General features: G+C 73.6%; 19 protein-coding genes. 10 read left to right on the forward strand and 9 right to left on the reverse strand.

Annotated features, from left to right (window positions below):
- Window positions 1–412 precede the first annotated feature (412 nt).
- Window positions 413–1030, reverse strand: a complete 618-nt coding sequence (locus tag ACIBIW_RS09490) for a TetR/AcrR family transcriptional regulator (RefSeq protein ID WP_399333769.1) — start codon at window positions 1028–1030, stop codon at window positions 413–415.
- A 66-nt stretch (window positions 1031–1096) separates the two neighbouring features.
- Between ACIBIW_RS09490 and ACIBIW_RS09495 the strand changes: the two genes are divergently transcribed.
- From ACIBIW_RS09495 to ACIBIW_RS09505, 3 genes are read left to right on the forward strand one after another with little or no spacing between them, the layout of a single operon-like run.
- Window positions 1097–2002 carry an oxidoreductase gene (locus tag ACIBIW_RS09495; protein ID WP_399333771.1) on the forward strand — a complete coding sequence of 302 codons (906 nt, stop codon included), beginning with the start codon at window positions 1097–1099 and terminating at the stop codon, window positions 2000–2002.
- A gap of 14 nt (window positions 2003–2016) precedes the next feature.
- Entirely contained in the window at window positions 2017–2961 is a 945-nt protein-coding gene (locus ACIBIW_RS09500; RefSeq protein WP_399333773.1) for an SDR family NAD(P)-dependent oxidoreductase, read from the forward strand.
- Entirely contained in the window at window positions 2958–3401 is a 444-nt protein-coding gene (locus ACIBIW_RS09505) for a nuclear transport factor 2 family protein (protein ID WP_399333775.1), read from the forward strand. Before ACIBIW_RS09500 ends, ACIBIW_RS09505 begins: the two co-directional genes overlap by 4 nt.
- 467 nt (window positions 3402–3868) lie before the next feature.
- Here ACIBIW_RS09505 and ACIBIW_RS09510 read toward each other — a convergent pair whose 3' ends face one another.
- Window positions 3869–8170 (reverse strand): discoidin domain-containing protein, encoded by a 4302-nt coding sequence (locus tag ACIBIW_RS09510; protein WP_399333777.1) that lies wholly within the window; start codon window positions 8168–8170, stop codon window positions 3869–3871.
- Between the two features lie 379 nt (window positions 8171–8549).
- On the opposite strand from ACIBIW_RS09510, the gene ACIBIW_RS09515 reads away from it, so the two are divergent.
- From ACIBIW_RS09515 to ACIBIW_RS09525, 3 genes are all read left to right on the forward strand, one after another.
- Entirely contained in the window at window positions 8550–8936 is a 387-nt protein-coding gene (locus ACIBIW_RS09515) for a ferredoxin (RefSeq protein ID WP_399333779.1), read from the forward strand.
- A gap of 136 nt (window positions 8937–9072) precedes the next feature.
- Entirely contained in the window at window positions 9073–11313 is a 2241-nt protein-coding gene (locus tag ACIBIW_RS09520) for a tetratricopeptide repeat protein (protein WP_399333781.1), read from the forward strand.
- A 57-nt stretch (window positions 11314–11370) separates the two neighbouring features.
- Window positions 11371–12942: a phytoene desaturase family protein gene (locus ACIBIW_RS09525; protein ID WP_399333783.1), complete on the forward strand. Its 1572-nt coding sequence runs from the start codon at window positions 11371–11373 to the stop codon at window positions 12940–12942.
- Window positions 12943–12980: 38 nt separating this feature from the next.
- On the opposite strand, the gene paaK is transcribed toward ACIBIW_RS09525, so the two are convergent.
- The gene (gene paaK / locus ACIBIW_RS09530) at window positions 12981–14270 is read right to left on the reverse strand and encodes a phenylacetate--CoA ligase PaaK (protein WP_399333785.1); all 1290 of its coding nucleotides are present in this window, start codon (window positions 14268–14270) and stop codon (window positions 12981–12983) included.
- Between the two features lie 158 nt (window positions 14271–14428).
- Between paaK and ACIBIW_RS09535 the strand changes: the two genes are divergently transcribed.
- The gene (locus ACIBIW_RS09535; RefSeq protein WP_399333787.1) at window positions 14429–14680 is read left to right on the forward strand and encodes a DUF397 domain-containing protein; all 252 of its coding nucleotides are present in this window, start codon (window positions 14429–14431) and stop codon (window positions 14678–14680) included.
- A 229-nt stretch (window positions 14681–14909) separates the two neighbouring features.
- Window positions 14910–15824 (forward strand): universal stress protein, encoded by a 915-nt coding sequence (locus ACIBIW_RS09540; RefSeq protein ID WP_399333789.1) that lies wholly within the window; start codon window positions 14910–14912, stop codon window positions 15822–15824.
- Between the two features lie 16 nt (window positions 15825–15840).
- Here ACIBIW_RS09540 and ACIBIW_RS09545 read toward each other — a convergent pair whose 3' ends face one another.
- Window positions 15841–16563 (reverse strand): leucine-rich repeat domain-containing protein, encoded by a 723-nt coding sequence (locus tag ACIBIW_RS09545; protein WP_399333791.1) that lies wholly within the window; start codon window positions 16561–16563, stop codon window positions 15841–15843.
- An 83-nt stretch (window positions 16564–16646) separates the two neighbouring features.
- Entirely contained in the window at window positions 16647–16883 is a 237-nt protein-coding gene (locus tag ACIBIW_RS09550) for a hypothetical protein (protein WP_399333794.1), read from the reverse strand.
- Between the two features lie 84 nt (window positions 16884–16967).
- Here ACIBIW_RS09550 and ACIBIW_RS09555 point away from each other — a divergent pair, with 84 nt between their 5' ends.
- Window positions 16968–17468, forward strand: coding sequence for a hypothetical protein (locus ACIBIW_RS09555; RefSeq protein WP_399333796.1), 501 nt, complete (start codon window positions 16968–16970; stop codon window positions 17466–17468).
- Between the two features lie 280 nt (window positions 17469–17748).
- On the opposite strand, the gene ACIBIW_RS09560 is transcribed toward ACIBIW_RS09555, so the two are convergent.
- The gene (locus ACIBIW_RS09560) at window positions 17749–18900 is read right to left on the reverse strand and encodes an aminoglycoside phosphotransferase family protein (RefSeq protein ID WP_399333798.1); all 1152 of its coding nucleotides are present in this window, start codon (window positions 18898–18900) and stop codon (window positions 17749–17751) included.
- 228 nt (window positions 18901–19128) lie between these two features.
- Between ACIBIW_RS09560 and ACIBIW_RS09565 the strand changes: the two genes are divergently transcribed.
- Window positions 19129–20628, forward strand: a complete 1500-nt coding sequence (locus ACIBIW_RS09565) for a hypothetical protein (RefSeq protein WP_399333800.1) — start codon at window positions 19129–19131, stop codon at window positions 20626–20628.
- Between the two features lie 76 nt (window positions 20629–20704).
- On the opposite strand, the gene ACIBIW_RS09570 is transcribed toward ACIBIW_RS09565, so the two are convergent.
- From ACIBIW_RS09570 to ACIBIW_RS09580, 3 genes are all read right to left on the reverse strand, one after another.
- Complete coding sequence (locus ACIBIW_RS09570; RefSeq protein ID WP_399333802.1) at window positions 20705–21724, reverse strand: Gfo/Idh/MocA family protein; 1020 nt, start codon at window positions 21722–21724, stop codon at window positions 20705–20707.
- Window positions 21725–21808: 84 nt separating this feature from the next.
- The gene (locus ACIBIW_RS09575; RefSeq protein ID WP_399333804.1) at window positions 21809–22453 is read right to left on the reverse strand and encodes a response regulator; all 645 of its coding nucleotides are present in this window, start codon (window positions 22451–22453) and stop codon (window positions 21809–21811) included.
- A gap of 13 nt (window positions 22454–22466) precedes the next feature.
- Window positions 22467–23849 (reverse strand): sensor histidine kinase, encoded by a 1383-nt coding sequence (locus ACIBIW_RS09580; protein ID WP_399333806.1) that lies wholly within the window; start codon window positions 23847–23849, stop codon window positions 22467–22469.
- Window positions 23850–23852 lie beyond the last annotated feature (3 nt).

The following is a 23852-nucleotide window of genomic DNA, read 5'->3' on the forward strand; positions in this document are numbered from 1 at the left end:
GCCGGCAACGGCGTCGGGCAGACCGGCGGCACGGCGCAGGTCGACCGGGCTCGGCACCCGCACTCGGGCGCGGCCCGCACGATGGAAAACCGTGCTGGCGGCAGTGCACAGTGCGGCGTACACGGACACGCCCTCCGCTCGGCAGCGGGTCACGGGCCGTACGCTCAGGCCGCGTTGCAGGGCCAAGGCGAAGACGTGCGGCGCCCGTCCCGAGCACCGGGTCGGCTCGCCAGGCGCGTTTGTCAACTCCAGGCAGAGTTGGAGAGGTGGCCGGGCGAAGTCGGCACACAAAGGGACGCAGCAGGTCTGAACGACGCCATGCGGCTCACGCTCTGCTGGATGCCATCCCGGCTACCCGTAGCGGCGAGCGCCGTCGGTCGGGGTAGAGGCGGGGAGTGATCTTGTCACTCGCTCAGCGCGGCTCCGCCGGGCGGGCGCCTCGTAGGAACTGTGTCACCGCTGTGCCCACGAGTCCTTCGAGCCGTGCGGGCTCGATCATGCCGCTGTTGAGCATGGAGGTGATCCCCAGGACGGTTGCGTAGATGATGAGTCCGGTCTCCTCCGGGTCATCCCCCTCCAACTCCCCGCGCTCCTGGCCGTCTTTGATCAGGTCGCCGATCTGACCGAACGTGGCTGCGGCGGCCTCGGCGACCGCCGTAGCTCCCGGGCGGTGCTTGCTGGAGTTCATCAGCTCGGTCAGCGCGGCATTCTCGGTCGCGAACCGGACGTAGGCCGACGCGAATGCGTGAAGGCGGGCGGGCAGATCGTCCTCGTCACCGATCTCGTTCACCGCGGCGCGCAGCTTCTCGCCCAGGCGCATGAAGCCCGACTCGGCGAGGGCGTCGAGCAGTGCGCGGCGGTCCGCGAAGTGCCGGCGGGGTGCCGCGTGGCTGACGCCGACGTCCCGTGCCAGGTCCCGCAGGGAGAGCTGCTCGGCCCCGTGCGCCCGCAGGCTGCGCTCCGCCGCGTCGAGCAGGTCCGTGCGGAGATTCCCGTGGTGGTAAGGCCGCCGCTCGATGGTGTCAGGCATGGGAGCAGCCTACCCAAACTGAATGTTTTCATTGACAACAATGTTGCCAGTGCCTACTCTCGCGGTATGTCCAGATTCTCTCTCGCCGACCTGCCCGACCTGACCGGTCGCACCGCTGTCGTCACCGGCGCGAACAGCGGCATCGGGCTCGTCACGGCCCGTGCCCTCGCCGAGCGCGGAGCTCGGGTTGTCCTGGCCGTACGCGATCAGGAGAAGGGGGAAATCGCGGCGGCGACCATGACGAGGCCGGTCGAGGTCCGCGCCCTCGATCTCGCCGACCTCTCCTCCGTCCGGGCCTTCGCCCGTGACCTTCCGGGCCCCGTCGATCTGCTGGTCAACAACGCCGGTCTCTCCTTGGGGCCGCCTTCCCGGACCGCGGACGGATTCGAGTTGCAGTTCGGGACCAACCACCTGGGTCACTTCGCCCTGACGAACCTGCTCCTTCCGCGCATCAGGGAGCGGGTCGTGACGATTGCCTCGCTCGGGCACCGGATCGGCTCCCTGGACTTCTCCGACCTCCAGTGGGAGCGCAGGCAGTATCGGCCCAACGCCGCGTATACGCAGTCCAAGCTGGCCAACCTCCTGTTCGCCGCCGAACTCCAGCGCAGACTCACCCGCGCGGGATCACCCGTCATCTCGACGGCCGCGCACCCCGGCATCGCCTCGACGAACCTGATGCGAACGGAGAGGAAACCCTCCCTCGGCCTGCGCTTCGAGAAGTTCCTCGTCGGGCTCGTCGCCCAAAGTGCCGAGGAGGGCGCCCTGCCCACCCTGTACGCCGCCACCGCGGACCTTCCCGGCGACAGTTATGTCGGCCCCGACCGGCTCTGGGGCATGCGCGGCGCGCCGACGCCGGTCGGACGGTCCGCCCGAGCACATGACGGCTCGGCGGCACGGCGGCTGTGGGAGGTGTCGGAGGACCTGACCGGCACGCGTTTCCCCCTGGACGCGCCCGCAACCCCTGCCTCGTGAAAGGACCCGCCTTCGTGATCCGTCCGCCCCAAGACTCGTGGAAAGACCAGCGGAAGAACCCTCGGAAGCCCGACGAACTCGTCGTCGTCTCCGGCGCCTCGTCGGGCATCGGAGCCGCGACAGCCCGTGCCCTCGCCGCGATGGGCTACCACGTCCTCGCCGGGGTACGCACCGACCGCGAGGCGGACGCCGTCCGGGCCGACGGCATCGAACCGGTCACCCTGGACATCACCGTCCCACAACATGTGGAGGCCCTCGCCCGGCGGATCGCCGACGACCCTGAGCAGCGCGCCCTGCGCGTCCTGGTCAACAACGCGGGGATCGAGATCAACGCCCCCGTCGAGGTGCTCCCTCTTGCTCTGTGGCGCGAGCAGTTCGAGGTGAACCTCTTCGGCCACATCGCCGTCATCCAGGAGCTCCTGCCCTTCCTGCGGCGGAGCCGGGGTCGAATCGTCAACATCAGCTCCGTGGGCGGAGTGGCCGCGCTGCCCGTCTTCGGGGCGTACGCGGGAACCAAGTTCGCCCTCGAAGCGGCCAGCGACTCCCTCCGCCGCGAGGTCTCGGCGCACGGCGTACAGGTGGTCGTCGTCCAGCCCGGCGGCGTCCGGACCGAGATGGCCGCCCGCAGCGGTGACCTCTCTCTCGAACTCGCCGCCGCGATGAGCATCGAACACCAGCATCTCTACAGCCGCCTCATCAACGCGACGGTGGCGTCCAACACGGCCTTCCTCGAACGCGCCCTACCGGCGGCGAAGGCGGGGGCCAAGATCGCCAGGGTGGCGACCAGGCGCCGACCGCGCGCCCGCTACACCCTCGGCACGGACGCCGCCTTCATCATCCTCCTCACTCGGTTCCTGCCGGTCCGGCTGATGGACACCATCCTCACCATGAGCCACCGACCCCGGAACCCGAAAACCGTATCCATGCCTGCACCCGAGTCCGCAGGGAGTCCTTCATGACCATGCTCGCCGACCGCATCGAACTGATCGAGCTGATGGGCCGCTACGCCGACATTGCCGACCTCAAGGACTTCAACAGCCTCCCCGCCCTGGTCTACACAGACTCCGTGGCCCTCGACTTCTCCTCGGTCACCGGCCTGCCGCCCATGACCGTGCCGCTCGACGAGTACGTCCAAGTGCTGGGCCAAGCCTTCGCCCCCTTTTCCGCCACCCACCACACCATCACAGGTCACGTCGTCGAGATCGACGGCGACCGCGCGGCCCTCCATGCGCACGTCCGCGCCGAACACTGGGTGTCGGAAGAGCGGGCGGGCGGCGGCCCGGACCGATGGCTGGTCGTCGGTTTCTACGACAACGAGGCCATCCGGACACCGCACGGCTGGCGCCTCAGCAGCGTCAAGCTCACCGCCACGCACCAGGAGAACGCCCACCTGCTGTAGCGCTTGGTCATGTTGGTGCGGGGTCCGGGGTGTCGCGGTGACAGGTGGGGCAGGCGCCGGTCCAGATCGCGAGGAGTATCTGGGGCTCGCGGACGACTCGGCAGCGGCTCAGGCCGACGCCGTCTCTGGTGCAGAAGGCGTGGGCGACTCAAGAAGACCCGCCATCGCAGATCGCACATGACCAAGCACTACTAGGTCGTGGCTTCAAGAGCCCGTCTGGTCGGGGCGGCCCGGCACGCGCTCCCCCAGCCTTCGGCCGGGAGGTGCCCCCACGCGGCGTTGTCGTCGGTCGCCGACTCCCCCACGCTCGGCTTCGCTCCCGCGGGGGCACCCCCATCGCGTCGACTCCCTCCTCCGCCTTGCGATGGGGGCACCTCCCACGCCCTCCGGGCAGTGGGGGAGCACCGGACCACCGGACCACCCCGACCCCGCCCTCCAGGCGGACGACGCTCTCTTGAAGACACTCCTTAGTCCCGGTGGATGGTGAACGTGGACGTGGTGTTCTCGATGTCCACGGCGTTGTCGTCGAGCGTGAGGCCGTGGAAGGTCACCTCGCCGACCGCGGGGCCCTGCCCCGTCTCCGGCATCGGGTTGGCCCACAGGCCGAAGCCGGACTTGGCGTCGTACTCGTCACCGCTCCTGCGGGCGCCCGTGATACTCACGTCCGTGAGGACGGTGTCTTTGATGGGGAACTGCGGCTGGCCTCCCACGTAGTTGGTCTGGAACATGATCCCGCTGTAGGTCGGGTCCGTGATGTCGACGTCGTTGATCCTGATGCCCTGGAACACCTTCGACGCCGAGAACAGCCAGATGCCGGGGAACGTCTGGGCGCCCCAGAAGTGGCCGCCCGAGCGGTCGACGGAGATGTTCTCCAGGGTGGTCGGGTCCGTGCCGAAGCCGTTCATCGGGTAGCCGAAGTCCAGCGAGCTGACGGTGATGCCGGAGTACACCAGGGTGTCCGCGATCCTGATGTTGCGGAAGGTGTTGTCGTAGCCGCCGTAGACCGCGACGCCCGCGGCCCGCCACGGCAGCAGCGCCGTCAGGTTCTCGTAGACGTTGTCCTTCTCGTCGGCGCCCCCGGCGTCGATCGCGGAGAACAGCGCGAAGCTGTCGTCGCCGGTCGAGCGTGCCTCGTTGTTGACGACGTGGTTGTCGGTGCTCCCGTTGGTCATGTTGACCCCGTCGGCGAAGGTGTCGCGGATACGGGAGTTGCTGAGGGTGACCCGGTCGGTGTTCGCGCCCCAGTAGAGGCACACCATGTGCTCGGCCCAGACGTTGTCGATGGTGATGTCGGAGATGTTGGAGAAGTCGAACACCTTCCCCGGGCCGTCGATACGGGAGGTGTAGTTGCCGAAGTAGGCGAAGCCGGAGAACGAGGACCCCGCCGCCGCGGCCTCGGCGCGGAAGCCGACGTCGGTGTTCTCCTGCGAGGAGGGCGCGTGGAACCGGGTGAACCAGGGTCCCGCCCCCGCCACCCGTACCGGCTTGCCGTAGACCTGGAACTTGCTGGAGGTCTCGTAGTCGCCCGCCGGAAGGTACACGCCCTTGAGGGCGCCGGTGGTGTCCATACGGACCCGGTCGAGGGCGTCCTGCACGTCCTGCTGGGAGAACCCGGCGGGCTCGGTGTACGCGGCCGGGTCGGGGTTGGGCAGCTCCTCGGCCCGCTCCAGGTCGACGAAGTCGATCGCGTACGCGGAGGTGTTCGCGGCGTCCTTCTGGAGCCGCACCTTGCTGCCCGCGGGCACGGTGGTGCCCAGTGGCAGACCGGCCTCGTCGTAGACGTGGCGGGGCCCGCCGGAGCCGGGGGAGTTGCCGGGCGCGGTCTCGTTCCCGTACAGCCAGGCGTACTTGGAGGTGAGGTCGACGGCCTTCAGGAAGGTGCCGTCGACATAGACGTCGAGGGTGGCGTCGGTGCCGCCGCCGCCCGCGGAGTCCGGGATGGAGAAGCGGGTCACCAGCGTGTTCGCCGGGGCCTGCGTGGTGAACTCCACATAGCTGCCGGTCCTGTCGAGCGAGACGGCCCTGCGCCCCGACGCCTCGCCCGCGAGGTCGCCGACGGTCCTGTTCGGGCCGATGGCGGTGGCGCCGCCGCCGAGCGTGCCGTCCTCGGCCTCGTAGGTGTCGTAGGGCATGTCGGCGCCGCGGCCCACGAACAGCGGCTTGCTGCTGGTGTTGTTCCCCCGTTTGACGGGGACCTCGTTGGCGTCGTCCGCGATCACCGTCCTGACGGTGAACCGGCCGTCGGTCGCCTTCCAGGTGCCGAGGGCGACCGGCGCGGTGGTGTCGCCCGCGGCGACGGCGCCGTTCGCCGCCCCGGTGAGGCGCGTGACCTCGTCCCCGGACGCGTCGAGCACGGAGAGCGTGATGCCGTGCGCGCCGCCCGCCGAGGGCCTGGTGCCCTGGTTCCTCACGGCCACCGAGAAGGCGACGGTGTCTCCGGCGGCGACCGCGGTCGGTGTCCAGGCGACAGGCGAGGCCACCAGGTCGGAGCTGTCGACCGGCTTCACCACCAGCGGATCGGGCGCGGTGTAGGCGTTGTTGGCGTCGTTCTGCTCGATCACGGCGTTGTCCGGGTCGGCCTCGGCCGACACCTCGTAACTGCCCGCGTCCCGGGCGCCGATGTCGGCGGTGGCCTCGGCGGACTCGCCCGCGGCCAGCGCGCCCACCCGGGCGGTGCCGACGTCCTCGGAGCCGAGCCGGAACACCACGTCCGTGGCGGGCGCGGCGGCCGACCCCGCGTTGGACACGGTGGCGCTCAGCGACACCCGGTCGGACTCGACGGGGGCCGCGGGGTCCGAGGTGATCCCGGTGACCGTGAGGTCGGGGTTGGGCGCCGGGGTGCCGAGCACCCGCAGCTCGGCGACCTGGCCGCCCGGGGCCCCGGTGTTGCCCGTGAAGCGCAGCCTGAGGTCCGCGACCCGGCCGCTGACCGGGACGGTGACGCTGTTGCCCGTGGCCGGATCGAAGGCGTAGTCCCTGGCGGCCACCAGCGTGGTGAAGGAGTCGGAGGACTGCCCACGGCCCTGGACCTCGAAGGTCTGGGTGCGGCCGCCCCAGACCGGGTCCGGGTTCAGCGCGACGGCGACCTGCCCGATGTCGGCGTCGGCGCCCAGCTCCACGGTGAGGGTGCTGATGCCCGCGCCGCCCTCCCAGTACGTGGCCAGGTCCCCGTCGTTGGCGTTCTCGGCGACATAGGTGAACGTGGACGAGGAGGCGCTGATCGGCTTGCCCGCCGCGAGGTCCACGTCGTCGGCCCGCGCGCCCGGCCTGGTGGCGGTGGCGCTGTCGGGGGAGCGGTTGCCCGCGGCGTCCCTCGCCCGCACGGAGTACGTGGTGCTCGACGCGGCGGAGCGCGCGCTCGCCCTGGTGTCCGTGTAGCGGGTGGTGCCCCCGGGCACGGTGGCCAGCAGGGTGCCGCCGTCGGCGTACACGTCGTAGCCGGTCACCTTGGTGTCGTCGGCCGAGGCGCGCCAGGACAGGGCGGTGCCGTGGGTTCCGGCCCGGGCGACGGTCAGTTGGCCGGGCGTGGTCGGTGCCACGGTGTCGCCGCGGCGCGCGGCGCGGGTGGCCCCGGCGGAGTCGGGGGACTGGTTGCCCGCCGTGTCGCGGGCGCGCACGGTCCAGGTGACGCGCTCGGCCGCGGGCGCGGTGTCGGTGAAGGAGGTCGCGGAGCCGGCGACGCTCGCGCGCAACTCGCCGTCGGCGTAGACGTCGTACGCCGTGACCTTCCTGTCGTCGTGCGCGGCCGACCAGGTCAGCCGGGTCCGCTCGCCGTCGGGCGGCCCCGCCCGCAGGCTCCTCGGCGCGCTCGGCGGCGAGTTGTCGCCGCCCGTCGGCCCGTACACCGAAAGCTCGCCCAACTGGGCTGCCTTTCCGGCGCTGTTGGCGGTGATCAGGGCGCGCACATAGCGGGTGGTCGTGGTGTCGAAGGGGATCTCGACGCTGCGGCGGCCGTGGGCGCCGAAGTCGTAGGAGCGCGCGGCGGTCAGGTCGGTGAAGTCCCTGCCGTTGGCGCTGCTTTGGAGCTTGAGCGTCTGGGACCTGCTCTTCCAGCCGCCGGGCAGCGCGAGCGCGATCCGGTCGACCCGGCGGGTGGCGCCGAGGTCCGCCTGCACCCACGCGGGCAGCGCGCCGCGCCCCGACTGCCAGTAGGTGGCCGCCTCGCCGTCGCCAGCCGCCGACGCCGCGCGCCCCTCCGCGGTACTGCCGGCGGTGAACTTCGCGCCCCTGGCCAGGTCCGTGCCCGACTCCTTGGCCCTGCGCACCCGCAGCTCCGACAACTGGGCTTTCTTCCCCCGGCTGTTGGCGGTGACGGCGATCCGGACGAAGCGGGTCTTCGAGGCCGGGAAGTCCACCGTGGCGGTGTTGCCTTCGCGCGGGTCGAAACGGTAGGTGCGGGAGGCCGCGAGGGTGGTGAACGAGGTGCCGTCCTCGCTGCCCTGGACGGCGAGGGTCTGGGTGCGGGCCCCGAACGAGGAGGGGACCTCAAGGGTGACCCGGTCCACGCGCGCCGTCCCGCCCAGGTCCTCCTGGACCCACTGCGGGAGGCCGCGCCCGGTGCTCTGCCAGTACGTCCCCCGGTCGCCGTCGGCCACCGCCGCCGGGCCGTGGCCCCCGGCGGCGCTGCTGGCGCGGACGGACGCACCGGCGGCGGGCGACGGGCCGCCGTCCGCGGCGTGCACGGCCGGCAGGCCCACCACGGTCAGGGCGGTCGCCGTCAGCGCGGTGAGCGCGCGGCGTCGTGAGCGTCGTCTTCCCGGTCTTCTCATCGGTCTCCTGTCCCCGGCGAGCCGATCGAGCGCGCGGCCGGCGCGCCGTTGTCGTCTGGTACGTGCGGATGGGGGGCGTACGCGGCGGTCGGGCGTACGGGCGTCCACGTGCGGGAGAGCGGAGCTGTATCTGAGATCGCATTCTTGCGTTCAGTTGTTGGAGAATTGCAGAGTCGAGTTCCCAAGTCCACCGTTTGAACAGACCTTCTTGCCGATGACTGTGGACCGGAGAGCGACTTCGCGTCACCGGACGCCGCCGCGCGGGCCACGGGCCGAAAAGCACCGCACCCCCGGCTGGTTTGCCGCACCCCGGCGGCGGCTACCCGCGCTGCATGGGACCGGGCCCAGGGGCGGGCAGCGCGGAGAGGAGAGCGGAACGGTGACGTTCACGACGAGGCAAGCGGAGGACCGCACCGATCTGGTCAGGTTTCTGGAGGAGGGGTTCGCCTGCGCGCAAGCCTGCGCCGACTGTGCGCGCGTGTGCGCGGGCCGGGTGAGTTTCGCCGCCCCCGGCGCGGGCGGCGCCGGACAGGAGCTGCGCCGCCAGGCGGTGCTGTGCACCGAGGTGTGCGACGCCACCTGCGCCCTGCTGTCCGAGCAGACCCACCAGGACGAGTACGCGCTGCGGGTCCAGGTCGAGTGGTGCCGGGCCATGTGCCTGGAGTGCGCCCACGTCTGCGACCGCTGCCCGGGCGCCGAGGACTGCGCCGCCGCCTGCCGCGCCTGCGCCCGCGCCTGCACCGACTTCCTCGCCGTCCTGGCCTGAGCGCGCCGCCGCGGCGGCGCGACGCGCGCGCTCGGTCCCGGAAGCCGCCACGCCCCGTACAAAGCGGTCCTGCCAGTCGCCATACTGGACGCTGAAGGCGGGGTGCGAGGACACGCGACGGGGGCGACTGCACGAAATGGCGGAGAGACTCCAGGGCCGCTACCAGTTGATCGAGCTCATCGGCAGGGGCGGCATGGGCGAGGTGTGGCGCGCCCGTGACGAGGCCCTGGGCCGCATGGTCGCCGTGAAGTGCCTCAAACCCGTCACTCCCCAGCGTGACCAGTCGTACATCCGCATCATGCGGGAGCGTTTCCGCCGCGAGGCCAGGGTCGCCGCCGGGCTCCAGCACCGCGGCGTCACCGTCGTCCACGACTTCGGCGAGTCCGAGGGCGTGCTCTACCTCGTCATGGAACTCCTCGAAGGGCACAACCTCGGCCAGCTCCTCACCTCCGCTGACGGCGGGGGCCTGCCCGTCCCCGACGTCGAGGACATCGCGGGACAGCTCGCCACCGCCCTCGCCTACACCCACGGCCGCGACGTCGTGCACCGCGACCTGAAACCGGCCAATATCATGCGGCTGCCCGACGGCACCGTGAAGATCCTGGACTTCGGCATCGCCCGCCTCGGCCACGACATCGGCTTCACCTCGCGCCTCACCCACACCGGCGTCGCCATGGGCACCCCCCACTACATGTCGCCCGAGCAGATCAGCGGCCTCGACATCGACGAGCGCAGCGACCTCTACTCGCTCGGCTGTGTCCTGTACGAACTCGTCACCGGGGCACCGCCGTTCGACATGGGCGACGCCTGGGCCATACTCGTCGCCCACCGGGACACCCCGCCGCGGCGGCCCACCCGGGTGTGCCCCGCGCTGCCGCCCTACCTCGACCAGATCATCCTCGACCTCCTCGCCAAGGAGCCGGAGGGCCGCCCAGGCACCGCCGCCGAACTGGCCGAGCGCATCGCCCACGCCGAGCGCGCCCCGGCCGCCGTCGCCCCGGCCGCCGCCACGGGCGGGGCCTCCGCGCCCGCCGTCGCGCCGCCCGGGCCCATGCCAGGACACGGGCCCGCCACCGCCCCCGACCTCCCCGAGCCGCCTGCCTGGGCCGCCGCGATGAGCACGGGCCCCAAGGCCGTCGCCGCGCCCGCGGCGCCCGGCGCGCCCGCCCCGCTCGCCGGCACCTGGACACCGTCCGCCCCCACGCACGCGGCCCCCACCGCCACCGCCCCCGCGGCCCCGCCCGACCCGGCCGCCCTGGCCGCCCGCCACGACGCGGCCCTCGCGCTCGGCGACCGCGGCGACTGGCGGCAGGCGTACGAGCGGCACCGCGAGGTCGCCGCCGCCAGGGCCGCCCTGCTCGGCCCCGCCCACCCCGACACCCTCGCCAGCCGCTACGAGGCCGCCTTCGCGCTCAGCCGCACCGGGCGCGCCGCCGACGCCCTCGACGAGTACCGGGACGTCGTGGACGGCCGCACCGCCGCGCTCGGCGAGGACCACGCCGACACCCTGGCCGCCCGCCAGGAGACCGCCTTCGAACTTGGCAGGCTCGGCCGCCACGAGGAGGCACACCGCGTCTACACCGCCGTCCTCACCGCCCGCGAGCGCACCGCGGGCCCCGACCACCCCGACACCCTGCGCTGCCGCCACAACCTGGCCTGCAACCTGAACCGGCTCGGCAGGACCGAGGACTCGTACCACATGGCGCACGACGTCGCCGTCGCCCGCGCCCGCGTACTCGGCGCCCGCCACCCCGACACCCTCGCCACCCTCTACGAGGTCGCCTACGCGCTCGGCCAGCTCGGCCACTGGGCCCGCGCCCTGGAGACCTACCGCGGCATCGCCAGGGCCCGCGCCGACGTCCTCGGCCCCGCCCACCCCGACACCTTCGCCGTCCACTACGAGATCGGCATCAGCCTCGGCCGCCTCGGCCGCAGCGCGGAGGCGCTCGACCTCTACCGCGGCCTGGTCGCGGCCCGCAGCCGCGCCCAGGGCCCCGAGCACCCCGAGACGCTGCGCGCCCGGCACGGCCTCGGCGTCAACCTCGGCCGCCTCGGCCGCTGGGAGGAGGCGGTCGCCGAGGCCCGCGCCGTGTGCGCGCTGCGCCGCAGGGTCCTCGGCAGGGACCACGACGACACCCTGGTCAGCCAGCGCGAGGTCGCCGTCGGGCTGCGCTGGCTGCGGCGCTGGCCCGAGGCGCTGCGCGAGTGCGAGGAGCTGGCGGCGGCCAGGGAGCGCGTCCTCGGCGCGGACCACCCCGACACCCTCACGGCCCTTGAGGACCGTGCCCAGTGCCTCGAACAGGTCGGCAGGAAGGGGGAGGCCGCGGACGTACGGCGCTCGGTCGCCGCGGCCCGCGGCGGTGCAGAGCAGGGCTGACACCCCCGCCGACGGGCGCCCGGTTGGCGGCTCGACCCTCCCGTGCTACCAAGAAATATGCCTGCTCGTAGCGCGTATGACACGGTGATTGTCGGGGGCGGACACAACGGCCTGGTGGCCGCGGCCTACCTCGCCGGAGCGGGACGCTCCGTGATCGTCCTCGAACGCCTGGGGACCGCGGGCGGCGCGGCCGTCTCCACCCGCCCCTTCGCCGGGGTCGACGCCCGGCTCTCCCGCTACTCGTACCTCGTCAGCCTGCTGCCCGACCGCATCGTCGACGACCTCGGGCTGCGCTTCACCGTCCGCAAACGCCCGGTCTCCTCCTACACCCCGGACGGCACGGGGGGCCTGCTGGTCGGCGACGAGGAGCGCACCGCCGAGTCCTTCGAGCGGCTGACCGGGGGCGCCCGCGAGCACACCGCGTGGCGCGCCTTCCAGGGCCGGCTCGCCGAGGCCGCCCGCAGCGTCTTCCCCACCCTCACCCAGCCGCTGCCGACCCGCTCCGAGCTGCGGGAGCGGGTCGGCGACGCCACCACCTGGCGGCTGCTCTTCGAGGAGCCGATCGGGCTCGGCGTCGAGGAGTACTTCCAGCACGACCTGGTACGGGGCATGGTCCTCACCGACGCCCTGATCGGCACCTTCGTACGCGCCCACGACCCCTCGCTGCGGCAGAACCGCTGCTTCCTCTACCACGTCATCGGCGGCGGCACCGGCGACTGGAACGTGCCCGTCGGCGGGATGGGCGCCCTCACCTCCGGGCTCGCCGACGCCGCGCGCGCCGCCGGGGCCGAGATCGCTACCGGGCACGAGGCCACCCGCGTCGAGACCGACGGCACCCGCGCCGAGGTCGCCTACCGCGCCGCCGCCGACGAGGGAACGCTCGCCGCCCGGCACGTCCTGGTGAACACCTCGCGCCAGGAACTGGCCACCCTGCTCGACGAGGTGCCCCCTGCCCCCGCCGAGGGCGCCCAACTCAAGATCAACATGCTGCTCGAACGGCTCCCCGCGCTCCGCGACCCCACCGTCGAACCGCACGAGGCGTTCGCGGGCACCTTCCACATCGCGGAGGGGTACGACGCTTTGGAGCGCGCCTACGCGCAGGCGGCGGCGGGCACACCGCCGAAGGCGCCGCCCTCCGAGGTCTACTGCCACACCCTCACCGACCCCAGCATCCTCGGCCCCGGCCTCGCCGAGCGCGGCTGGCACACCCTCACCCTCTTCGGCCTCCACACCCCCGCCAGGCTCTTCCGCGGCGCCAACGACCGGGTGCGCGACGCCCTCGCCGAGGCCGCCCTCGACCAACTCGACGCCCGTCTCGGCGAGTCGGTGCGCGACTGCCTCGCCAGGGACGCCGAGGGGAGGCCCTGTATCGAGGTCAGGTCACCGCTCGACCTGGAGCGCGATCTGCGGCTGCCCGGCGGCCATATCTTCCACGGCGACCTCGCGTTCCCCTACCTGGAGGACGGCGCGCACCCCGACGGGGCCGCAGGGGGCACGGACGCGGCCCACCGCTGGGGCGTCGCCACCGGCCACCCCAACGTGCTGCTGTGCGGGGCGGGCGCGGTGCGCGGCGGGGGAGTGAGCGGCATCGGCGGGCACAACGCGGCCATGGCGGTACTGGGGCGGTAGCGGGCGCGCGGGACGCCGGGAGACGGGCGGGACGAGGCTTATCCGGCCTCCCGCTCCCGGAGGTCGACGACCCGCCGGATCTTGCCGACCGACCGTTCGAGCGACTCCGGGTCGACGATCTCCACCGCCGCCGTCACCCCGGCCGCGTCCTTGATCCGCGCCGCGATCGTGCGGGCCGCCGCCTCCCGCACCCCGGCCGCCGCGCCCGCCCTGGCCTCGGCGCGCACCGTCAGCTCGTCCATCCGCCCCCGCCTGGTCAGCCGGAGCTGGAAGTGCGGCGCCACGCCCGCCGTGCCCAGCACGATCTCCTCCACCTGCGTCGGGAAGAGGTTCACCCCGCGCACGATCACCATGTCGTCGCTGCGGCCCGTGATCCGCTCCATCCGCCGGAACACCCGCGCGGTGCCGGGCAGCAGCCTGGTCAGGTCCCTGGTGCGGTAGCGCACCAGCGGCATCGCCTCCCGGGTGAGGGTCGTCAGCACCAGCTCCCCGCGCTCCCCGTCGGGCAGCACCTCTCCGGTGACCGGGTCGACCACCTCGGGCAGGAAGTGGTCCTCCCACAGATGGGGCCCGTCCCTGGTCTCCGCGCACTCCTGCGCCACCCCGGGGCCCATCACCTCGGAGAGCCCGTAGATGTCCAGCGCCCGGATGGCGAACCGCTCCTCGATCTCCGCCCGCATCGCGTCCGTCCACGGCTCCGCGCCCAGCACGCCCACTTCGAGCGAGGTGTCACGGGGGTCGGCGCCCTGCCGCTCGAACTCGTCGAGGATGGTGAGCAGATACGAGGGCGTCACCATGATGACCTCAGGCCGCAGGTCCCGGATGAGCCGCACCTGCCGCTCCGTCATCCCGCCGGACGCCGGGACCACCGCGCAGCCGAGCCGCTCCGCGCCGTAGTGCGCGCCGAGCCCGCCGGTGAAGAGCCCGTAGCCGTACGCCACATGGACCGTCATCCCGGCCCTGCCGCCCGCGGCCCTGATCGAGCGCGCCACCAGGTCGGCCCAGACCGACAGGTCGCCCGCGGTGTGCGCGACGACCGTGGGCTGCCCCGTCGTCCCGCTCGACGCGTGCAGCCGCCGCACCTCGGATCGCGGCACCGCGAGCATGCCGTACGGATACGCGTCCCGCAGATCGGACTTGGCGGTGAAGGGGAAGCGGGCCAGGTCGTCGAGCGAGCGGCAGTCCTCCGGCCGCACCCCCGCCCGGTCGAACGCCTCCCGGTAGAACGGCACCCGCTCGTACACCCGCGCGAGCGTCTTCCGCAGCCGTTCGAGCTGCACCGCCCGCAGCGCCCCCGCCTCAAGCGACTCCCCGGCATCCATCGGCATGGCCTCAGTAATCCAGCCACCCGGGGCCACGTCAAGGCACCGGTGCCACACCCGTGCCCGGGGCGCGGGCCGCGGTGCGTGGCGCCGGTGCTTCACCCGTTCGGCCCCCTCGCGCGAGTACGCTGGCGCCGGACAGCCGCATCGAGAGGAGCACGGACGTGCCCAACAGCACCACCCGGACGGGCCAGAGCACGGCACCCGGTGGCTGGAACAAGCCGGACCTCGATCTCAGCAACGCCGACTGGCAGTCGAGCAGCAACGGCCGGGGCGACGTGGAGATCGCCTTCGTCGAGGGCTTCATCGCGATGCGCAACGGCGACAGCCCGGGCAGCCCCTCGCTGATCTTCACCCCGGACGAGTGGGGCGCCTTCGTCCACGGCGCACGCGCGGGCGACTTCGACCTCACCTGACCCGCGGACGACCGGCCCCCGGCCGCGAGGCGAAGCCCTCGGCCCCCGGTGCGGACGGAACGCGCCAGGTTCCCCCCGGCCGCGGGAGGCCCGCGTGTGACCGGCCGGCCCGATGGCATCCGGGGCATTTTCCGGACACGGGAGCCGCCGCCCCCGCGCCGCGCGGGGTCGCTGGGCGACGCTGGGGGGTAGCAGCCCAGCAAGGCCACGTGCCGGAGACGAGGGACCCATGAGCAGTCTGCCCGTCATCGTCGCCGTCGACGGCTCCGACGACAGCGCGCGCGCCCTCGACTGGGCCATCGGCGAGACCCGGCTGCGCGGGGCGGTGCTGCGGCTCGTCCACGTACGCCAGTACGCCGCCTGGGCCCAGCCCGAGGTACTGGTCGCCGGGGACGAGCTGCCCGCGGAGGACCCCGTGCTCGCCGGGGCCCGGGCCCGCTTCGAGGGCCGCGGCGACCTGCCCGACCTGGAGTACCTCAGTGTCGAGGGCGCGCCCGCCGCCGCCCTGCCGGAGCTGGGGTCGAGCGCCCAGCTCATGGTCCTCGGCTCCCGCGGCCGCGGCGGCTTCGCCAGCCTGCTGCTCGGCTCCAACGGCATGGCCGCGGCCCGCGACGCGGACTGCCCCGTCGTCGTGGTGCCGCGCCCCGGGCGCCAGGCGCACGGCGAGCGGTCCCTCGTCGAGGGGCCCAGGGTCGTCGCCGGGGTCTCCGCCGACGCGCCCGACGACAACACGCTGCGGTTCGCCTTCGCCGCCGCGGCCAGGCGCTCCGCCACCCTGGAGGTCGTCTCGGCGTTCCCCTGGCCCTCGTACGTGTGGACGGCGGCGGGCGACTTCACCCCGAGCGTCGAGGACGAGCAGGCCGCCCAGGCCGCCATCGCCGACCAGATGGAGGAGATCCTCGCGCCCTACCGGCGGCGCTGCCCCGGCGTCACGGTGGAGCTGCGGGTGGCCTCGGGGGACGCCGCAGGGCACATCGTGGCCGCCTCGCAGGGCGCCGAACTCGTCGCCGTCGGCCGCCACCACCGCAGGCTGCGCAACCCCGCCAGGCTGCTCGGCTCGGTCACCCACGCCGTGCTGCTGCACGCCGCAGCGCCCGTCGCCGTCGTACCGCCGGGCGAACTCGACACGGCGGACCTCGGCTGAGCGCACCGCCCGCGGCTCACCACAGCACCTCGCAGCCACGCCCCGCCAGCTCCCGCAGCGCGGCGGGGGACGGCCGCACCCCCGTCCAGCGCAGGTCGAGCTTCTCCAGCGCGGGCAGCCCCGCCACCCAGTCCGCCACCCCCGCAAGCGGATTGGCCCGCAGGTCGAGCCGCCGCAGCAGCGGCAGCCCGCGCAGCGCGGCGGGCACCGAGCGCAGCGCGTTCTCCCGCAGCTCCACCTCCCGCAGCTCCCGCAGCGCCGCACACGACGCGGGCAGTCCGGTGAGCCGGTTGCCGCGCAGCCACAGCTCCCGCAGCCGCCCGAGCCCGCCGACGCCGTCCGGGAGCCGGGTGAGCCCGCAGCCCTGGAGCCGCAGCTCCACCAGCGACACGAGGCCGCCCAGCGTCTCGGGCAGCGCGGCCAGCGGATTGTCGCCCGCGTTCAGATAGCGCAGCAGCCGCAGCCGCCCCACCTCGTCGGGGAGCCGGGCGAGCCGGTTGCCGTGCACGTAGAGACAGCGGTCGAGCCCGGTCAGCAGGCCGATCTCGGGGGGCAGCGAGGACAGCCGGTTGTGACCGAGGTCCAGCGTGCGCAGCGCGCCGAGGCCGCCGACCGCCGCGGGCAGCGCGGTGAGCCGGTTCCCGGCGAGCACCAGCACCTCGGTGTCCCGGCCCCGCCACACCTCCCCGGGAACCGCGTCGAGCCCGGCCCGCCAGTAGTCGACGACGACGTCCCCCACCGCTCCCGCACCCTCCCGCGGATGCCGCCGCCACCGCCGCTGGCGGCGTCCGCCTTGTGAACTGCCTCGTGAGGCCGCGTGCGTCAGAGGAGTTTCGCCTTGATGGCGTCGACCGCGTCCTTGGCCTCCTTGAGGCTCGCGCCGGTGGCCTCGCGGTGGACCTTCACCGCCTGGATCGTCCTGCCCTCGCGCACGAGTGCGCGCACCTCCGCGAGGTCCGGGTCGTCGTCCTGGACGCCCAGGTGCCGCAGGACCAGGTCGAGTTTGCGCTCCACCCGGGCGAGGCGGCGCTCCAGCGTGTAATCAGTGCCGAAAAACATGCCCGGAAGCCTAGCCCCGCGGCGGCGGCCACCGCTGGGCGGCAGGTGGCGGCGCGGATCGCGGGGGCACGTACCATGGGCCCCATGTCCTTCCTCCGCCGCCGCAGCGCCGCCACCCCCGCGGGCCCGGACTTCGACGTCCTCGCGATGGACCCGGGCGACTGGCCCGGCAATCTCGGCGCGGGGCTGCTGCCCGCGCCGGACGGCAGTTGCCAGGGGGTGTTCCTGCGGTACGACCTCTTCGGCGGCCGAGGCCCCGCGATGATCATCGGCAACCTCCCCGAGGGCTCCCCGGCCCGCGAGGTCGCCGAAGGCGAGATCCCCTTCGAGGTCGGCCAACTGCTTGTCGCGCTGGAGAACGACGAGGAGATCACCGTCGTCGGCTCCGAGGACGTCCCCGTGATGCAGGGGGACAATCTCCTGGTGGTGCGCAGGGTCAAGCTCTCGGAGGACCGGATCTCCTGCGTCCAGTTCGACCGCAGCGACGGCGTGCTCGTCACCATCGCCGCCTGGGACCGGCCCATCACCGACGACCTCTACGCCCTGCTGAAGCCGCTGCCCGCCGAGCTGTTCCAGCAGCGCTGACGAACACCCGCGCCCGGCGGTCACGAGGGCGGTGGACGCCCCTCGCGTCCACCGCCCTCGTCATATGTGCGGGCGCCCTCGTCCTGTGTGCGGGTCGGCTTCCCGCGGTGCCGGCCGCCGTGGGGGTGCGGCCGGCACCACGCGCGCGAAATGCCGCCCGCGTCCTGCGCCGCCCTGCTCGATCACGCTGACGCGCCCTCAGTTCCCGCTGGACAGAAGGTTTTTGCACAGGCGCCTGACGATCGGCCGGGGGAGGTACGGGGCGCTGCGGGTCGCGGTGCTATCGGGTCCCGACGGCCGCCCGCACCGCCTCACGGGCGAGCTGGCAGTCGTCGTGCAACCGCCGCAGCAGCAGCCGCTGCTCCTCGCCGCTCGCGCCTCCGGTGGGCTGGGGGGTGCCGCGCTGCGCGGGCTGCGGATCGCGCAGGCCCCGCTGGACGGCGGTCTCGTACATCCGGATCTCCCGGGTGAGCACCAGCATCAGGTTCACCAGGAACGCGTCGCGCGCCGCCGGGCCCGCGAGCTGTGCCTGCTGGCTGATCGCGCGGCGCGCCAGCGGGGCGTCCCCGAGCACGGCCCACGCGGTGGCGAGGTCGTAGCCCGGCAGGTACCAGCCCGCGTGCTCCCAGTCGACCAGCGCCGTACCGGTGGGCGAGAGCAGCATGTTGGAGAGCAGCGCGTCCCCGTGGCAGAACTGCATCAGCCCGCCGCGGCCCGCCGCCGAGTGCGCGATGCCGTGCAGCAGCTTCTGCAGGTCGCCCAGGTCGCGGTCGGTGAACAGGCCGAGCTCGTGGTACCGGGAGATACGGGACGCGTAGTCCAGCGGCCGGCCGAACGTGCCCTCGGGCGGCTGCCACCGGTTGACACGGCAGATCGCGCCGAGCGCCGCGTGGATGTCGACGCGCGGCGGGGCCTGCACCGGGTGCCGCTGGAGCGCCGCCACCCGGCCGGGCAGCCGCTCGATCACCAGCGTGCAGGTCGCCGGGTCCGCGGCGATCAGCTTCGGCACCCGCACCGGTGGTCGGTTCCTGACGAAGGCGCGGTAGGCAGCTATTTCGTGCCGGATGCGCTCCATCCAGGCGGGGGAGTGGTCGACTAAACACTTCGCCACCGCGGTGCCCCGGCCCACGGTGCCCACCAGCAGCACGGAACGGCCGCTGCGGCGCAGCAGTTGCACGGGCGTGAACTCGGGGCAGATCCGCCGCACCGCGGCGAGAGCCGTACGCACCTGCGCCCCCTGGGCCCCCGAGAGGTCGAGCCTGCCGGGGACCGCCAACGCCCTGGCCTGGTCGGCCCGGCGGCCCGCCAGCGCCCTCGGCACCTGACCGGTGCGGGGCCCGAGACCGAGGCCCGGCGGCGACGGCGACCGCGTGGTGGCGGGGGCGTACCGCGCCCGCGACGGACCTGACACGGAGGACGGCACTACGTACATGGGCGATACAGATCCCTTCATGTGCCTGTGGTTTCGGTACGCCACCCGGGCCCGGACCCCCGCACCCTGGGGAGCGCGGCGGCAGACGGGCCGGGGCGGCGCGCTCCTACCTGACACCGGGTGCCCACTGGCACACCATCTGGCGGACCCTGGCGAACCCTGGCGAATAGTCGCCGCGCATCTGCCAGGGGGCTACTGTCGACCCAGCCGAGAACCTGGGGGCTTTACGTGAGCGGACAACCCAACACCCGCCTGGCGGACCTGTTCGGCATCGCCGGATGGTCCAAGGGCGAACTCGCGAGACTGGTGAACCGGCAGGCGGCAGCCATGGGCCACCCCCAGCTGGCCACCGACACCTCTCGGGTGCGGCGCTGGATCGACATGGGGGAGATCCCCCGCGATCCCGTGCCCAGGGTGCTGGCGAAGCTGTTCACCGAGCAACTCGGCCGTGTCGTGACCATCGAGGACCTCGGACTGGTCAGGCACGGGCGCGCCGGCAGACGGCGGGGCGGCGGGGGCGACGAGCCCTCGGACGGCCTGCCGTGGACGCCCGGGCAGACTGCCGCGGTCCTCACCGAATTCACGGGAATGGACCTCATGCTCAACCGACGCGGTCTGGTGGGCGCGGGCTCCGCACTCGCCGCGGGCTCCGCACTCAGCAGCGCCATGCACGACTGGCTGCACACCGACCCGGCCCTCACCACCCGATCCCCCCACTCCGACCCGCCCCTGCACGCCGACCCCGCTGGGTACGACCGCTATGAGGCCGCCCCCATCGGGTCGCAGGAGATAGAAGAACTCGAACGCTCCGTCGAGGTGTTCCGCGCCTGGGACGCGGCACGCGGCGGCGGACTCCAACGCAAGGCCGTCGTAGGCCAGTTGAACGAGGTGGGCGGCATGCTCACCTATCGGCACCCGGAGCATCTGCAACGCCGCCTGTGGGGTGTCGCCGCCAACCTGGCGGTGCTCGCGGGCTGGATGTCCCACGACGTCGGCCTGGAGCCGACGGCACAGAAGTACTTCGTCATCGCCGCGCACGCGGCCCGTGAGAGCGGCGACCGGCCACGCGCGGGCGAGGCCCTGTCCAGGGCGGCACGCCAGATGGTGCACCTGGGCAAGCCCGACGACGCGCTCGACCTGATGAAACTCGCCAAGTCGGGCTCGGGCGCCCAGACCCTGCCCCGCACCGGCGCCATGCTCGCGACCATCGAGGCGTGGGCACAGGCGTCCATGGGCAACGGGCAGGCGATGCGCCGCACCCTCGGCGTCGCCGAGGAGCTGTTCGCGTCCGACAAGGGGGATGTGCCGCCCCCGAGTTGGATGCAGATGTTCGAGGAGGCCGACCTCTACGGCATGCAGGCGCTGGCCTACCGCACCCTGGCGGAGCACGACCCCAAGGCGGCCTCGCTCGTACAGGGCCCCGCCAAGCGGGCGCTGTCCCTGCGCGACGAGGCCAGGTCGCGCTCGGAGATCTTCGACAACCTCTCCCTGGCGGCGGGGTACTTCATCGACGACGACCCGGACCAGGCGGACCACTACGCCCGCCTCGCCCTGGTGTCGATGGGGTCGAACTCCTCCCAGCGCACCTGGGTGAGGCTCCGTCAGATGTACCGGCTCACCCACCAGTACGCCCGCGACCCGAAGATCAGGGAGCTGCGCGAGGAGATCGAGGACTCCCTCCCGAAGCCCGTCACCAAACCGGAGAAGGGCACGAGCAGAAGGGCGTGAAGCGCGTGGACAGGGCGGGGGCGGACGGGCACGGCCCGGTCCGCCCCCGCCGTCCGCGCGTGCTGCCGTGCGGCCCTCACGCCCCGTCGTAGAAGCGGGGCCGCTCGGCCCGCGGCACCGCCACCCGCCGCCCCTCGTCCAGCGCGCGCACCCCGGCCTCCGCCGCCACCGCCATCGCGTAGCCGTCCCACGCCGAGGGGCCCGTCACCGTGCCCGCCCTGGTGGCGTCCACCCACGCCCGCACCTCGCGGTCGTACGCGTCCTCGAACCGGGTCAGATAGTCCCGCGGGACCTCCCGCGCCGCCGTGGTGCCCGACGTCACCAGCACGGCGTGGTCCTCGCCGATCCTGGCGCTGCCCCGCTCGCACACCGCCTCGCAGCGCACCTGGTAGCCGAAGCCGCAGTTGACGAAGACCTCCACGTCCACCACCGCGCCGCCGTCCGTCTCGAACACCACGAGCTGGGGGTCCTGAAGCCCCTCCGGCGCACCGGACGAGACCCCGGGACGCACCACCGTCACCGCCGTGATCTCCTGCCCGAGCAGCCAGCGGGCCGCGTCGATCTCGTGCGACACACTGCTGTTGATCATCATCGCGGAGGTGAACCCCGGCGGCGACGACACGTTGCGGTGCACACAGTGCAGCAGCAGCGCCCGCCCCAGGCCGCCCCCGTCGAGCAGCTCCTTCAGCCGCAGGTACTCGCGGTCGTAGCGGCGCATGAAGCCGACCTGGAGCAGCCGCCGCCCGGCGCGCTCCTCCGCGGCCATCACCCGCAGCGCGCCCTCGGCGTCCGGGGTCATCGGCTTCTCGCAGAGCACCGGGAGCCCCCGCTCGAACGCGGCGAGCAGCGCCGCCTCGTGGTCGGGCCCGGGCGAGGCCACCAGCACCGCGCCGACGCCCGGCGCGTCCATCGCCGCCACCGGGTCGGTGAACGCCCCCGCGCCGCGGACGGCGGCCACCGCGGCCGAGGCGCGCGCGGGGTCCGTGTCGGCGACGGCGGCCACATGCGCGCCGCCGACCAGCCGGTCGATCCGGCGCACATGGTCCCCGCCCATGCGGCCCGCCCCCAGTACGGCGATCCCCAACGAGTCACTCACGCGCGCGTCCCCTTCCTCCGTGCTGCCCATACGCCCCGGGTGGCCTGTGCTGCTCGTGTTTCCCGGCCCCGCCCCGGAGTCCGCCTAGCTGTTCAGGTACCGGATGACGGCCAGTACCCGGCGGTTGTCGTCCTCCGACACCGGGAGGTCCAGCTTGGTGAAGATGGCCGCCACGTGCTTCTCCACCGTGCCGGGGGAGACCACCAGGCCCTGGGCGATCGCGGTGTTGGAGCGGCCCTGCGCCATCAGCGACAGCACCTCGCGCTCCCGCGCCGTCAGCGACTCCAGCGCGTCCGCGCGCCGCCCCGCCCCGGCGAGCTGGGTGACGACCTCCGGGTCCAGCGCGGTGCCGCCCGCCGCCACCCGGGACAGGGCGTCCACGAACTCGGCCACGTTCGCCACCCGGTCCTTCAGCAGGTAGCCCACCCCGGACGAGCCCGCCGCCAGCAGCCGCGTCACATAGCGGGTCTCCACGTACTGCGAGAACAGCAGCACCCCGGTGCCCGGGTGGTCCCTGCGGATGTCGAGCGCGGCCCGCAGCCCCTCGTCGGTGTGGGTCGGCGGCATCCTGATGTCCACCACCGTCACCCGCGGCCCGTGCTCGGCCACGGCGGCCCGCAGCGCCTCGCCGTCGCCCACCGCCGCACACACCTCGTAGCCGTGCTCGCCCAGCATCTGGGCCAGCAACTCCCGCAGCACGGAGGCGTCCTCCGCGATCACCACACGCATGGCGGGCATGCTCTCACGCCCGCATCGGAAGCTCGACGGTGACGGCCGTGGGGCCGCCGTCCGGGCTGTCGACGTCCAGCGCCCCGTCCACCGTGCGCACCCGCTGCGCAAGACCATCGAGGCCGCCGCCCGGCGCCTGCCGCGCCCCGCCGCGCCCGTCGTCGGTGAGCCGCAGCCGCAGCAGCCCGCCCTCGGCCACCGCGCTCAGCTCGGCCCGCCTGGCGCCGCTGTGCTTGATGGCGTTCGCCAGCAGTTCGGCCGCGCAGAAGTACGCGATGGTCTCGATGGCCGCCGTGGGCCGCCGCGGCACGTCCACCGCGAGGCGCACCGGGACGGAGCTGCGGGCGGCGAGCGTCGCCAGCGCGTCCGGCAGGCCGTCGTCGAGCACCGGGGGGTGCAGGCCGCGCGCCAGGTCGCGCAGCTCCACGACGGCCTCGGTCGCGTTGTGGTGCGCCGTGTCGACCAGCCGGCGCAGCCCCGCCCGGTCGAGCGGCCCGTCCGCGGGCCCGAGACGCTCCCTGATCATGTCCAGACTCATCGCCAGCGCCACCAGCCTGACCTGGGCGCCGTCGTGCAGATCGCGCTCCACCCGGCGCAGTACGGCCGCCGCGTCGTCCACCGCGAGCGCCCTGGTCTCCTCCAGGTCGCGCACCCGCTGCGCCAGTGTCCCGGGGCCCAGCAGCTCCCTGGCCAGCCTGCGGTCCGCCATCACCACGAGCCGGGTCAGCCAGGGCGCGAGCACGAGCAGGCCGAGGCCCACCGCCGTCGTGAGGACCGCGCTCGACGCCACCGGGAACTGCGGCGGCTCCCCGAACGGCAGCGGGGTCAGCGGCGGCCCCACCCGCGCCCCGCCCTCGGCGCGTTGCAGCGCGAAGGCCCAGCGCGGCAGCGCCGTCAGGTCGAACAGCGCGATGGCCCAGCACATCACCGCGTACCAGCCGAGCGCCGCGAGCGGCAGCTTCAGCAGGACGTACGCCAGACACCGCCAGCCGTGCCGGTCCCGCAGCCGCGCGTCGAGCCGGGAGAACATGCCGCCCGGGCGCTCCACCGGCGGCGGCGCCGGAATCCGCTCCCGCAGTAGCAGCGCCGTGAGCCCACGGTGCGCCGCGCCGAACCCGCGGGACAGGCCGAGCGAGGCCGCCATCAGCAGCGCCCCCAGCACGGCGCCGACGATGGACACCAGCAGTCCGAAGCCCGCCGCGAGCAGTACGAGCACCGGCGCGAAGCCCAGCGCCGCGAGCGGCAGCCCGGCGAGGCAGTGCGCGGCCTCGGCCCAGGCGCGCCCCGTCAGCGGGGTCCGCAGCACGGTGCGCGCCCCGGCGAGCACGGTGCCCGCCGGGGCGGCGCGCCGCGGCCCGGCGGACCGCCGGGGCGCGGGGGAACGGGTCTCGGGCACGCA

The organism is Streptomyces sp. NPDC050560, from assembly GCF_044457285.1.
In the GTDB taxonomy this organism is placed as follows: Bacteria; Actinomycetota; Actinomycetes; order Streptomycetales; family Streptomycetaceae; genus Streptomyces.

Coding starts and splice junctions, on each gene's coding strand:
- ACIBIW_RS09560 (WP_399333798.1), bottom strand. CDS start 18,900: ATGTACGTAGTGCCGTCCTCCGTGTCAGGTCCGTCGCGGGCGCGGTAC.
- ACIBIW_RS09495 (WP_399333771.1), top strand. CDS start 1,097: ATGTCCAGATTCTCTCTCGCCGACCTGCCCGACCTGACCGGTCGCACC.
- ACIBIW_RS09505 (WP_399333775.1), top strand. CDS start 2,958: ATGACCATGCTCGCCGACCGCATCGAACTGATCGAGCTGATGGGCCGC.
- ACIBIW_RS09490 (WP_399333769.1), bottom strand. CDS start 1,030: ATGCCTGACACCATCGAGCGGCGGCCTTACCACCACGGGAATCTCCGC.
- ACIBIW_RS09555 (WP_399333796.1), top strand. CDS start 16,968: ATGTCCTTCCTCCGCCGCCGCAGCGCCGCCACCCCCGCGGGCCCGGAC.
- paaK (WP_399333785.1), bottom strand. CDS start 14,270: ATGCCGATGGATGCCGGGGAGTCGCTTGAGGCGGGGGCGCTGCGGGCG.
- ACIBIW_RS09520 (WP_399333781.1), top strand. CDS start 9,073: ATGGCGGAGAGACTCCAGGGCCGCTACCAGTTGATCGAGCTCATCGGC.
- ACIBIW_RS09510 (WP_399333777.1), bottom strand. CDS start 8,170: ATGAGAAGACCGGGAAGACGACGCTCACGACGCCGCGCGCTCACCGCG.
- ACIBIW_RS09525 (WP_399333783.1), top strand. CDS start 11,371: ATGCCTGCTCGTAGCGCGTATGACACGGTGATTGTCGGGGGCGGACAC.
- ACIBIW_RS09575 (WP_399333804.1), bottom strand. CDS start 22,453: ATGCGTGTGGTGATCGCGGAGGACGCCTCCGTGCTGCGGGAGTTGCTG.
- ACIBIW_RS09540 (WP_399333789.1), top strand. CDS start 14,910: ATGAGCAGTCTGCCCGTCATCGTCGCCGTCGACGGCTCCGACGACAGC.
- ACIBIW_RS09550 (WP_399333794.1), bottom strand. CDS start 16,883: ATGTTTTTCGGCACTGATTACACGCTGGAGCGCCGCCTCGCCCGGGTG.